Annotated in this window: 12 protein-coding genes; 3 read left to right on the top strand and 9 right to left on the bottom strand. The window is 51.2% G+C overall.

The window, feature by feature from the left end; genetic code table 11:
• Positions 1-29 precede the first annotated feature (29 nt).
• Entirely contained in the window at positions 30-599 is a 570-nt protein-coding gene (locus ACR9Y8_RS21565) for an RNA polymerase sigma factor (RefSeq protein ID WP_481215326.1), read from the bottom strand.
• 214 nt (positions 600-813) lie between these two features.
• Between ACR9Y8_RS21565 and ACR9Y8_RS21560 the strand changes: the two genes are divergently transcribed.
• Positions 814-1,959 carry a GNAT family N-acetyltransferase gene (locus ACR9Y8_RS21560; RefSeq protein WP_481215325.1) on the top strand — a complete coding sequence of 382 codons (1,146 nt, stop codon included), beginning with the start codon at positions 814-816 and terminating at the stop codon, positions 1,957-1,959.
• Between the two features lie 31 nt (positions 1,960-1,990).
• Here ACR9Y8_RS21560 and ACR9Y8_RS21555 read toward each other — a convergent pair whose 3' ends face one another.
• Together ACR9Y8_RS21555 and ACR9Y8_RS21550 are read right to left on the bottom strand one after the other, a co-directional pair.
• Positions 1,991-3,058 carry a fatty acid desaturase family protein gene (locus ACR9Y8_RS21555; protein ID WP_481215324.1) on the bottom strand — a complete coding sequence of 356 codons (1,068 nt, stop codon included), beginning with the start codon at positions 3,056-3,058 and terminating at the stop codon, positions 1,991-1,993.
• Between the two features lie 93 nt (positions 3,059-3,151).
• Positions 3,152-4,114 carry a helix-turn-helix domain-containing protein gene (locus ACR9Y8_RS21550; RefSeq protein ID WP_481215323.1) on the bottom strand — a complete coding sequence of 321 codons (963 nt, stop codon included), beginning with the start codon at positions 4,112-4,114 and terminating at the stop codon, positions 3,152-3,154.
• 65 nt (positions 4,115-4,179) lie between these two features.
• Here ACR9Y8_RS21550 and ACR9Y8_RS21545 point away from each other — a divergent pair, with 65 nt between their 5' ends.
• Both ACR9Y8_RS21545 and ACR9Y8_RS21540 read left to right on the top strand, forming a co-directional pair.
• Positions 4,180-5,202 carry a zinc-dependent alcohol dehydrogenase family protein gene (locus tag ACR9Y8_RS21545; RefSeq protein ID WP_481215322.1) on the top strand — a complete coding sequence of 341 codons (1,023 nt, stop codon included), beginning with the start codon at positions 4,180-4,182 and terminating at the stop codon, positions 5,200-5,202.
• A 10-nt stretch (positions 5,203-5,212) separates the two neighbouring features.
• Positions 5,213-5,647, top strand: coding sequence for an OsmC family protein (locus ACR9Y8_RS21540; protein WP_481215321.1), 435 nt, complete (start codon positions 5,213-5,215; stop codon positions 5,645-5,647).
• Between the two features lie 10 nt (positions 5,648-5,657).
• On the opposite strand, the gene ACR9Y8_RS21535 is transcribed toward ACR9Y8_RS21540, so the two are convergent.
• The 6 genes from ACR9Y8_RS21535 to ACR9Y8_RS21510 are packed head-to-tail and all read right to left on the bottom strand — an operon-like array spanning position 5,658 to position 12,374.
• Positions 5,658-6,593, bottom strand: a complete 936-nt coding sequence (locus ACR9Y8_RS21535) for a glycerophosphodiester phosphodiesterase family protein (RefSeq protein WP_481215320.1) — start codon at positions 6,591-6,593, stop codon at positions 5,658-5,660.
• 1 nt (position 6,594) lies between these two features.
• Positions 6,595-7,191 carry a histidine phosphatase family protein gene (locus ACR9Y8_RS21530; protein WP_481215319.1) on the bottom strand — a complete coding sequence of 199 codons (597 nt, stop codon included), beginning with the start codon at positions 7,189-7,191 and terminating at the stop codon, positions 6,595-6,597.
• A complete protein-coding gene (locus ACR9Y8_RS21525; RefSeq protein ID WP_481215318.1) occupies positions 7,184-8,647 on the bottom strand; it encodes an FGGY-family carbohydrate kinase in 1,464 nt (487 codons plus the stop codon). Before ACR9Y8_RS21525 ends, ACR9Y8_RS21530 begins: the two co-directional genes overlap by 8 nt.
• A 19-nt stretch (positions 8,648-8,666) precedes the next feature.
• Positions 8,667-10,112, bottom strand: a complete 1,446-nt coding sequence (locus ACR9Y8_RS21520; RefSeq protein ID WP_481215317.1) for an FGGY-family carbohydrate kinase — start codon at positions 10,110-10,112, stop codon at positions 8,667-8,669.
• Complete coding sequence (locus ACR9Y8_RS21515) at positions 10,109-11,113, bottom strand: 2-hydroxyacid dehydrogenase (protein WP_481215316.1); 1,005 nt, start codon at positions 11,111-11,113, stop codon at positions 10,109-10,111. Before ACR9Y8_RS21515 ends, ACR9Y8_RS21520 begins: the two co-directional genes overlap by 4 nt.
• The gene (locus tag ACR9Y8_RS21510; RefSeq protein ID WP_481215315.1) at positions 11,082-12,374 is read right to left on the bottom strand and encodes an MFS transporter; all 1,293 of its coding nucleotides are present in this window, start codon (positions 12,372-12,374) and stop codon (positions 11,082-11,084) included. Before ACR9Y8_RS21510 ends, ACR9Y8_RS21515 begins: the two co-directional genes overlap by 32 nt.
• Between the last annotated feature and the right edge of the window lie 27 nt (positions 12,375-12,401).

Below are 12,401 nucleotides of genomic sequence, written 5' to 3'. Positions count from 1 at the left end.
TTTAACCATACCCGAATGTTAAGGAATCTTTAACAAAAGAAAACGAACATCATGGCGTGCTGGAGAGATTTCCTGAGCCGGGTTCTGGCCAGGCCTAACTGGTTGCGCACGGTTTGTTCTGAGAGGGACAAGAGGACGGCAATGTCTGCTACGGAGCGGTGTTGTTCTATGTATAAGAGATAGATCTCGCGCATTTTGGCAGGGAGGGATCTTACTTCCTGCTGCAGGGCGCCCTGCAATTCGTTGAAATTCATTCCCTCGGCAATATTGTTTACAGCGGGTAAGAGTGTCTCCCTGACATGATCCAGCTTTTCGGGCTGCTGCATCATGGCCGAGACCTGGTTGATCACTTTATATTTAACGGCGGAGAAGAGATATCCCTGGAAGGTGTCTTTGACCTGGAGGGAGTGGCGGCGCGCCCAGAGGCTGGCGAAGACTTCCTGTACTACGTCTTCTGCATCGTCTTCGGAGCCGAGGCGCTTCATGGCAAATACAAACAGTGATTCCCACAAACGCAGATAGAGTGCCTCAAAGGCCTGTACATCGTCCTGTTGAATGCGCTGCAAAAGTTGGTCGTCGGTAAGCTCGCTGATACTCATGTTGTTGGATGCCAATTAAACAGTCGTGAGTAAAATTATCGTGTCCCTGCTACAGCGCGTAAAAGTAGAGAAGTCCGCCAGAAATTTCATATTAAACGATTATTAAGTTTTTACGGATGATTGCAGGGCCATTGTGCTGTTAACCAGCAGTTTTTTCATATTATAAAAATGCTCTGGATAAAAATAAATGACGAATAATTCCTAAGTTCGTTCCATGGATCTGATAGAAATTGAGAATAGTCGTCAAGCCCGGGCCTTTATCGAACTGCCAGCCAGATTATATAAAAGTGACCCGAACTGGATATGCCCCCTTGAAGCTGACGTGGAAGCGGTATTTGATCCTTCCCGCAACATTTTCTTTTCCCATGGTGTTTGTACCCGTTGGCTGTTACAGGATAGCGACGGCCAGATCATAGGCAGGATCGCTGCGTTTATTAATTATGAAAAATCAGATAAGAACCCCCAGCCCACCGGTGGCATAGGATTCTTTGAATGCGTGAACAACCGCCAGGCTGCCCATTTACTGTTTGACACCGCGAAAGCCTGGCTGCAGGAGAAAGGTATGCAGGCGATGGATGGCCCGGTTAATTTTGGCGAGAACGACAAATTCTGGGGATTGCTGGTGCACGGGTTTAAGCCGCCCAGCCTGGGCATGAATTATAACCCTCCCTATTACCAGGAATTTTTCGAGTCTTACGGTTTCCAGAAGCTGTACGACCAGTTCACCAATTTCCTGGATGCGACCGTACCCCTGCCGGAGCGGTTCACCAAGATCTCTGACTGGGCGATGCGGAAGCCGGGGTACAGTTTCCGCCATTTTGACAAAAAGCAGTTCGATAAATTCGCGGCCGATTTTATCGAGATCTATAACGATGCCTGGAGCACTTTTGAGAACTTCGCTCCTTTACAGCCAGGCACTGTAAAAGAATCTTTCCGGCAGATGAAGCCGATCATGGATGAGAAGATCATCTGGTTTGCCTATTATAACGACGAGCCCATTGCAGCGATCTTATGCCTGCCGGATGTGAACCAGCTGCTGAAACATGTGAACGGTAAGCTGGACCTGTGGGGTAAGCTGAAGTTCTTCTGGTACTCTAAAACCACCACCATAGACCGCTTGCGGATCATTGTGATGGGCTGTAAGCGAAAGTTCCAGAACCATGGCATTGAATCGGCCCTGATCCGCTGTTTGCAGAATGAAGTGCTGCCCCGCCGCAATGTGATCAAGGGGGTAGAGCTGGCCTGGGTGGGTGACTTCAACGACAAAATGCTGGCCTTACACGAAGCCACCGGCGCCACACAGGATAAGATACACCGAACTTACCGTTATATCTTTAATGGCAGCAAGATAACGAGCTAAGCCTACATTGTTTCTTCAAAAAGATCTTCTGTTACCCCATTCTCCTCAGCAAGCGGTAATGTCTGGCCAGCGAGCCGCCCAGCGTGCATACACGGTAAGGCCAGCTGTACCTGGCGGCATACTGTCTGAGCAGCCCTGTTACTTCCGGATAATAGATATGATTGACATTCGGGAACAGATGATGGACCACATGGAAATTAAAACAGCCCATAAAGAAACGGGTGAACCAATTATCATGGGAAATGTCGTTGGTGGTGAGCAGCATGTGCATCATCCAGCCGTGCGGCATCTGGTTGCCCTGATCCGGTAATGGAAATACGGAATCCGTATTGGCATGCGGGCTTAACAGCACCATGAGCGAAAAGATGCTGGCCGTGAGTAACATGAGCAGGAAACCGGCGATCGCCTGGGCCCATGCAATACCTAATACCAGCTTAGGCAATATGATGAGGTAAAAAAGGAAGAAAGCCTTGAAGAAAAACAGCTTTATATATTCCCTACGGGGAATGCTAGCCAGCTTCCAGATCGTTTTACGCTTATTAAAGAAGTCTTTAAAATCGCGTATCAGCAGCCAGTTGAACAGGTACAAGGGGTACAGCAGGGGCAGGTAGATATGCTGATACCGGTGAAAAGGCAGGGACTTGCTGCTGGGAAAGATCCTGGCCAGGCTGCTTTGCTCGATATCGGTATCCCATCCGTCCACATTAGGGTAATTGTGATGGAAACGTACGTGCCGTAATTTCCATATGTAGCTGTTGGCCCCCATGAGGTCGAACAGGTACACGTAGCAATCGTTCAGCCGTTTGCTGTTGAAAATAGTACCGTGCACGGCATCATGAATGGTGTTCAGGAAGATCATGACAAGCCATACGCCGAGTAAAAAATAAGCTGTGTAGAAGATGCCGGGGTGATGCCCTGCAGACAGGATCAGCCCATAGGTGAGGACATACAATATGGGAAACAACACCGCTTTTAAAATAATGCTACGTCTCCGTTTGGGCTCCAGCTGCCGGACGAGGGCATTGACATCCAGCCGTAATTGATGAAAAATAGTCTCTTCACCGCTTTTTGCAAAGCGTGGTTTCAATGTCTTTTCCATTATTCAAGCTTTTAGATCAAATCCTTGCTATACAATTGCGGTAACAGTTGAGGTCTTGGAAAAGTCAGTATAAATTTACGACAGCTGAGTTATTCAAATTACATGCCGTTTTCGTGGGGGCACGCCATGCCATTTCTTAAAAGAATGTATGAATGCGGCAGGTTCTGAATAGCCTAAAATATGGGAGATATCAAGAATAGAATAACGGTCATGCCTGATGAGCAAGTCGCAGATCTTCCGCTTCAGGTCTTCGCTGATCTTGCGGTAGGTGGTACCTTCTTCCGCGAGCCTTCTTTGCAGTGTTCTGGGGGTGATATTAAAAGCGTCTGCTATCATCGGCTGATCGGGCAGACATGGATCTGCCATGTTCAGTGCTGTTAATTTTACCTTGTTGGCAAATGAGGTATCCGGATCCAGGGCTTCCATCAGGCTGAGGTAAGCAGGTATTAAGACATCGAATCCCCAGTGGCTGTTATCCTTTAAGGCGGCCTTCAGCACGGTTTCTGAAAAAACGACCGTAAAGCGCGGGCCCTTTTTCCAGGAGCCGGGATGATCAGGGCTGTGGAAAGGGGATGTGACCCACAGATCAACATCTTCCCCTGAGATTGCGCGGATCTCTCTTGCTATGAGGGTGGCCATGTGCTCCAGTATGATGCGGTGCACCGGGCCGGGATCATCATCGATGCTTAAGTCAATGGTGGTTAGGGTTCCAATGGTGGTCATCATCACACGCACCAGGGGATAAGTACGCGACAGGTAGCTGCGGCAGTAAAACAGCGCTTCATCTACGGTAGTGGATTTTACAGAGATCTGGTAGATGGCTCCTAAATGCTGCAGGTGGATGAAATTGCCTACGTGTATGCCCAGCAGTTCATCTTCCAGTGCGTTGTAAATAAAGGATATTACTTTATAGAAATCTCCCGCATCCACTGTTGCTGCCTCGTCCTGCCAATCGGCAGGCGGATTTTCCATTACTTCCATCAAGGCTGCTGCGGGTATATTTCTTACACGCGCAAATGCGATGAAGCTGTTAAGATGGCGGGCGAGTATTTTCATTTTGTCGCAATATATCAATTCATCCCTCTTTGGCAAATATAGCTTTGTGACATCAATTTCAACACATGAAAGCGTATCACATTGAAACATTTCACAGCACGGACGGTATTGTGGTCCGTGAGCATGCCATGCCTGTTCCCGGGCCTCATGAGATCCTGGTGAAGGTGCATGCTACCTCGCTGAACCGGCGGGATCTTTCTATACTGCAGGAGAGCTATCCGCTTCCTGCGAAGCCAGGGGTGATACCTGTAAGCGATGGTGCAGGCGAAGTAGTGGCCACCGGGAATGCGGTGAGCCGGTTTAAAACAGGCGAGCGGGTAGCGGGCACCTACTTTCCAAGATGGCGCGACGGCCGCATCGGGTATGATATTGTGGATCAGCCCGGGTGCACGATAGATGGTATGCTGGCGGAATATGTAGTGCTGCCGGAGGATGGGGCGGTGCATATACCGGAGCATCTTTCGTATGAGCAGGCGGCTACGCTGCCTTGTGCGGCAGTTACGGCATGGTCTGCACTGGCGGCGGGGCCTGTTATCCCCGGGAGTACGGTACTTACTATTGGCAGCGGAGGGGTGTCTTTATTTGCTATCCAGTTTGCGAGCGTGTTCGGTGCGAAAGTGATCGCGCTTACCTCGAGAGATGAGAATGCCGGACTGCTGCAATCTGTTGGCGCCAGTCATGTACTGAATTATCTCGCCCATCCGAATTGGAGTGAGGAGGTACTGGCGCTAACAGGAGGACGTGGAGTGGCGCAGGTAATGGAAACCGGCGGCACTGATACGCTGGAGCAATCCATACAGGCTACGGCGCTGGGTGGCCAGATCACGCTGCTGAGCTATCGTGGTACCATCAGTACAGCGGCCGTAATGGACCTTAATAAGATACTGACGCCGCTGTTTGCAAAGCTGATATCGTTAAAGCCGCACTTTGTAGGCAACCGGCTTGATTTTGAAGCCATGAACGCCGCGCTCAGCCTCCATAAGATCGTTCCGGTGATCGATCGTGTATTTCCCTTTGAGGAAGCGCGGGAAGCTTACCGCTATTTCGCAGTGGGGCAACATACAGGTAAAGTAGTTATTCATCATTAAACATATTATCATGCAACTTAAAAGATCTGCACAAGCCCATTGGCTGGGTTCTGCCAGGCAAGGCGAAGGTACATTTACCACGGATAGTAAGACGCTTAACAACAGCGCATTTTCCTTTCCATCACGGTTTGAATCCGGAGACGGCACTAATCCCGAAGAGCTGATAGCTGCTGCTCATGCAGGATGTTATTCCATGGCGCTTTCCTTTATCCTTGCCAAAGACGGCATCAAATCAGAAGTAATTGACACTACCGCGACGGTTACTATCGAAGCGGTTGGACAAGGGTTTGAGATCACGGCAGTGCACCTGGCGGTTACCGGGAAAGTGCCGGGGATTGATGAAAGTGCGTTTAAGGCGTATACGGAAATGGCGAAAACAGGTTGTGCTGTTTCAAAGCTGATCAAGGCGGAGATCAGTATGGAAAGTAAATTTATAGCAGGGTAAGCGTAAGCACTTACCATGCTATTTCTCCAAAGAACCGCCGTTTATCACTCTTTCCCGGTATCAGCGGTTGTATAGCAGCCGCTGCTTCAATAGAACGATCTGCTTCTATGAGGCTGGCGCCGTTGGTGATGATAGCTTTATAGGCAGCTTCCCGCTCCTGTGAAGTAGGCAGCTTGTCGTAACCAGGCGCCGTAGAGATCATGCACATGACACCGCGCTTATTTAACTGCTGGTATAAGGGTTTCAGCTCCGCTTTATTATCAGGACCTACATAGGCCATGACGTGTGTCCAGGGAATGCCCATCGCTTCATATTCCTGCATAGCTTCCGTTGTTTTTACAAACGCTTCAAATACGATCTCCGGGTTACGGTCATGGTAGAACTTTGCTTCTTTGGCATTGTGCACGGTTACCATAACATGGCTCTCAGCCCGGAGATCTTTAATGAGCCTGGCAGTCATTTCAAAGGGCACGTCTTTCTTATCGAGTATGAGCACGGTTTTACCTTTGGCCCAGCGGATAGCTTCTTCGAGAGTGGGGATGCGGTAAGGCGTAACATTGCCTTCCACATCTTTGAGATGGAGCTGCTTCAGCTCGGCCAGGGTGTAATCTCCGATTTTCCCTTTACCGGTGGTGGTACGGTCTAAAGTAGCGTCGTGCATGAGGACGATCATGCTGTCTTTTGTCAGACGCGGATCGATCTCAAAAGTAGCGGGCGTATGGAGCAGGGTGTTTTCAAAAGCTTCAATGCTATTTTCCGGGAAGCCTTTGTTCACCCCGCCCCGATGCCCGCTGATAAAAGGGACATCCTTCCCGGTGTAGTGGAAGAATGCCCGTAATTCTGCTGCACTTTTAATGTTGAGTACATGCAGCCTGCCCTTTTGGGCCAGTACAGATGATAGGTTAATGGAAACGGCGACTGTCAGCGCCAACAGACTCTTATACATGTCAGAACTTTGAATTCAGGTGTTGTAATGTAAATTCCCCTTTAGCTGAAAGGGTGAATACGGTAACGGAGGCGTTGTCTTGCACCAGCATGCGGTAATTCTTCAAAGGCATGCCCAGTTTATAAGCCAGGTACAAACGGTTCACACCGTTGTGCGCCGCTACCAGTACATTGCCGGAGCTATGCCATAGCAGCAGCTCGCGAAAGAAATTATCTACGCGGGTTACGATCTCCATGCCTGTTTCGCCCGTGGCGCCGGCTCTGTGCGTTGCGGGATCCGCCATCCAGTTATCCCAGGACAGCGGGTCTTCTGCAATGAACTCTTCCTTTGTTTTGCGCTCCCAGTTGCCGAAGTCGGCTTCTACCAGGCGATCGTCTTTGATGACGGAGGCGCCGGTGGCAATGGAAGCGGTGTTATAGGCCCTTTCCAGGGGAGAGGAATAAACGCCGTTAAAGGAGATGCCCTTCAGCTGTTCGCGCACCGCTTCTGCCTGGCGTATGCCTTTCTCCGTAAGGGGAATATCGGTACGGCCGCAGTAGCGGTTATTATCCTCATTCCAGGCGGTTTGGCCGTGCCGTAGTAGAAAAACGTTAAGCATAGATCTGTTCAGGGATATATCCCTTTTGTTTAAGTGTTTGAATAAACCTGGCATAGTGAGCGTTGTAAGCTGCTACCAGGGCTGGATCAGGATGTACTTCCTTTTCCACTTGTGTCATGGCGGCAGCTGCTTCCATGATATTGGAGAAGCAGCTGTTGGAGGCGGCCAGTATAGCCGCGCCCACTGCGCCGGTGATATGTCTCATTTTATACAGCGGCAGGTTCAGCACATTACTGCGGATGTTTAGCCAGCTCGCACTATTACTGCCCCCGCCAGCTGTATACACAGCTTTTACGGGCTCGCCGCTCAGCTGCTCTATCATGGTATAGGCATAACGTTCTATGTAGGCTACGCCCTCCATACCAGCAGCAAAACGTTGTGCCGGTGTGAGGCCGGGGTCTTCAAATCCCCTGGCCTGGGGCGCAATGAATGGGAAGCGTTCTCCCTGCTGCATCAGCGGCCAGGACAAATGCCCGGTGGGAATGATGGCGGCCGCCTGTGGCTCGAGAGCGGACAACTGTTCTTTGAAATCGCGGGTGATCCAGTCGGCGCCTGTATTACTGGCGCCGCCGGGCATCCAATATCCTTCGGGATGGCGGTGATTGTACAACCTTCCTGCAGGGTCCTGGATGGCAGTCGTGGTAACGCCTTTTACTACCAGGGTGGTGCCGATCGTAGTGTTCCAGTCCCCGGGGTTCACCGCGCCGGAAGCGATCTGCGAAGCGCAGCCATCTGTCATACCGGCGACGATCAGTACATTATCAGATAACCCTAATTGGGCTGCCAGTGCAGGGTCTATGCCGCCAATAGGCGTACCGGAAGGCGTTACCTGCTGCAACCATTGCTGTTGTACCGATAACTGCTGCCAGATGTATTCCGGCCAGCGGCCTTGCTGCACATCATAGCCGGATTTTAATACGTTGGTAAGATCTGTTACATCATAGCGGCCGGAAAGCCTGCCGGTGATGAAGTCTGCCGCGTGGATGAACTTGTATAATTGCGCTGCCTTTTCCGGGTAGTGGTGAATGAACCATACCATTTTAGGCAGGCCGCTGGAAGTATTGAAAGCCGTGTATCCATTTGGGTGATGGGTCAGTGCTGCTTCGCGGCAAGCCCTTCCCTCCTGCTCCTGCCTTGTATCACTATACATGATAGCATTGTGCAAAGGCTGATAATGATGATCTATCGGGATGATGGTGCCGGAGGTAGAAGTGACCGAGATGGCCCGGATATGCCGCAGGTCTGTTTCGCGGGAGGCTTGTTTCAGCAGCTGCTGCAGGGAACGGAGGCAGGCATCCCACCAGGTGATGGGCGACTGCTCTTCCCTGGATTGCCCGCTGAGGGGGAAAGTCTCTTCGGCGCTACCCAGCAGGTTGCCGCGGGCGTCCAGCAATACCACCCGTTCTCCCTGTGTGCCAACGTCAATCCCTATAAAGCATGCATTGCTATCTCGCATGAAATAAAATTGAAGATGATCAGTTCATATTCCTGAAATAACTGCGGGTCTTTTCCCACTCCGCATATAATGTGGCGTAGTATTCCGTTTGAACGGGATGTACCACTTCTATACGGTCGTCTATTTTTGTGTTCACCTGTAGCGCTTCATTGCAGATCAGGGCGCCGCCTACCGCGGATGATTGCTGAAATTCGTAGCGCATCTGTACCTTTTTACCGGTGAGGTTGGCGATCAGCTGCCGTAGCACGCGGCTTTGCAAACCGCCGCCGCAGCCCCAGATATAGTCAGGCTGATGACCGGCCACCTCCGCCAATATGCGATAGTTCTTAACGATAGAACAGGCAATATCTAACATGGTAGCCCATACAAAAGCGCTGCGGGTAAGCAGGTGAGATACGGGCGCGTGAAATATAAAGCCGCCCCTGGTAAGCGATACCTCTTCATCCGCCAACAGGGAACCAAGGGAGGCCATGCACAGGTTATGCGGGTTTTCTTCCAGCTCTTTCTCAATCACCTCATAGCCTTCATTGGGATAAAAGATCTCCTTCAGGCGCTGGTAGTTAAGGCCTGTTACACCCGCGTTGGCTTCAAATACAAAGCGTTCCTTTTCTATATCGCGGCTGGTCCAGGTACGTTCGTCTTCATCCAGTGTATAGGTATCCGTTAGTTTAACGATGGGGGTGGTGGTACCGGATACGATCACCATATCATTTACAGCGGGACGTGTACTCTTAATGGCGAGCTGCGTATCTCCCCCGCCGACAATGATCTTCGTATCGGCAGGGATGCCCAATTGCTGTGCCACTGCGGGGAGAATCTCGCCCAGTACAGTGGCGGATGCAGCCAGTTCCGGCAGAATAGCCGGATCCAGTCCGAACACTTTGCAGAGCGCGGGCGACCATTGCAGCTGCGCTACATCATACAATAAGGTTTCCGATGCCTGGGAGTGCTCATAACGCGCGAGCCCACTGAGCTTGTACTCAATCCAGTTGCTGATGCTCAGGAAAGTGGCCAGCTCTTTCCAAAGCTCCGGTTTGCGCTCACGGATCCCTACCAGTTTGAGGGCGGAGAATAACGAAGTGGGATAGCGGCCGGTGAGCTGGTACATGCTGCTTTTATCCGTGATCAGATCTTCCCATTCCCGCCCGCGGTGGTCGATATTGGGCAGGCCTATCAGCGATCCGCCTTTGGCATCGATCAGTACAATGCCTTCGCGCTGGCTGGTGGCCGTGATGGCTTTTACCGTAGCGGCGGGCACTTGTGACAAGACGGAGGCTGCCAGGCGTAATACCTGCTGCCAGAGCTGGTCCGGATTAAAGTATAACGCATCCGGATACAGCGGGTCTTTTACATAGCTGATGTCTTCGCGGGCCACGCCGAGTACCTTGCCTTCAGATGAAGCGGCAGCTACCCGCACGTTGCCGGTGCCGATATCTACAATAATATAGGTGGCGCTTAAGCTCATTGGATATGCACTTTAAGTATTTCCTTATTGGCCAGTTCGGCAATCTGCTTATTGCCTTCGGCATACCATTGTAACAATGCCCTGTTCATGATCTCCACGTGATGGTCTTCCACTTCGAAGGTAGCGCCTGCGATATGCGGTGTGGCGATCACATGCGGGAGATCAATGATGCGGTAGTCCAGTACATCCGGCGGTTCGTTGTCGAACACATCCAGCACGGCGCCGCGGATGGAGCGGCTTTCCAGCACTTCCAGCAGGTCTTCCCGCTTTACAACGGAAGCCCGGGCCGTGTTAACAAAAATGGCATCTTTTTTCATCTTTTTCAATAAGGCGCCATTGATCATGCCTTTGGTCTCTGCTGTTACAGGCAGATGTACAGAGACGATATCAGCGTTGGAGAACACTTCTTCCAGGCCGCATTGCTGGTAGCTTTTATCATAGTCTGCCACATATGGATCGTAGAAAAGAATATTACAGGGGTATGGTTTCAGCAGGCGGGCGATCAGCTGGCCGATAGCGCCGAAGCCTACCATGCCGATGGTTTTACCTGCCAGCTCGTTGCCTTTGAAATGCAGGTAAGAATCATGCGCGCCTTCCTTCCAGCCGCGGCCTTTCAGCCAATCGATACCGGGGATGGTGTTGCGCAGGAGCATGATCACATTAGAGATAAACATCTCCGCTACTGCCTGTGCGTTGCGGGCGGGCGTGAAAAATACGGGGATCCCCATTTCTGTAGCCACTGACACCGCCACATTGGAAGGCGTGCCGCGGCATACACCGATGAACTGCAGTCCGGGTACGGCACGTATTACCTTAGCCGTTACATGATCGTGCTCGGTGATCAGCGCTTCTGCGCCGGAGGACTGCAGGAGCTGCAGGATCTCTTCTTCATTATAGGCCCTGCCGTTGGGTTTCCAGGACCGGTAAATAATTGTTCCGAATTGTTGCTCTAACGTTTTCAGACCGCTCTCATGATACGGCGCTGTGATCAATACTCGCATGTGATATGTTTATGTTTGTCTTTGCGTTATCAGGCAGGGTGATGAAGCGGGTTAACAGGGCGCTAATGGCGTAGAGGATCGCGAGGATCCAGATCACACCGGCTTCTCCCGCAATGCCGATGAACAAGCCAACAATAGCAGGGCCTACAAATACTGGCAGGCCTGCGCCCAGGTTCAGGATGGCCATGGCGGCGCCTTTATCTTTCTTTACCAGTGATGGCACCAGTGCAGATAAAGGCACATAGCCCGCCAGGAAGGCGCCCCAGAGCACACCGGCTGTCATCGTCATCCAGAAACTGTTCTCCCAGATCTGCGGCGCGTAATAAAAGAGCAGGGTGGTAACAGCGCATCCCATGCCGCCGAACCACATTACGGTATTGCGCCAACCCAGGCGATCGCCTACAAAACCGAAGATGAGATTGAAAGCGATGTTGGCGGTGAAGATGGTGCCCCAGATCTGCAGCCATTGTGTAGTATCAAAACCATGACGGGCCATATACATGGGCAGAAATACCGGGAAGGCAAATTGTGCGGTGGTGTTGATGATCCGCACAATGCCACCCAATAATACTTTCGGTTCTTCTTTTACGATGGTAAGGCCTTTGATGAGCTCCTCCATTTTTGATTGCGCTGCAGCTGTTCCTTTAATAGATCCCTTGTTTAATACCAATGCAAAAAAAGCGCCCAGCAAGGCCCAGAAGAGGGAGGTCCACAGCGTATTGAGATGGCCAAAGCGTTGTATGGCCCAGCTGGAATAATAGGCGCCCAATACATTCAGTCCGCCGGTAAACACAAACCAGAACCATCCTACGGCGCGGCCCAGCTGATGTTTCGGACTGCTATACGCGATCCATACCAGGAAAGAGTAGGCAAAGAGCGGGTAGCCGAAACCACGTAGTGCATAGGTGAGCAGCATTACAGGAAAGTTCAGCTCCGGCATACCGAAGCCAACAAAGCCGATGGTACCTGCTATGTAGAGCAGCAGGCCAGCGAACATGGTTCGTTTTACGCCATAGCCTTCTGCGAGCACGCCGGAAAACCAGGCGGAGATAGCAATGGTAATACCGTAGGCGGTGAACAGGGTGGCGGACTGCTGTACGGTCATACCATGGTCTACCAGGTATGGGCTCAGCCAGCCCTGTTCAATGCCATCGCCCATCATGAAGATCATGATACCGATGTATCCCCACAGCAGCTGCTGAGGGATGCCCGCTTTATCAAAGATGGTGGGCGGAAGCGTGGAAGTGTTGTTGGTTGACATGAATGTATCAGTTGTTTGTGATCATAG

The organism is Chitinophaga sp. SVR4-12A, assembly GCF_056754765.1.
Note: the sequence above shows the minus strand (reverse complement) of the source record. Positions and strands in the feature narration are given on the sequence as shown.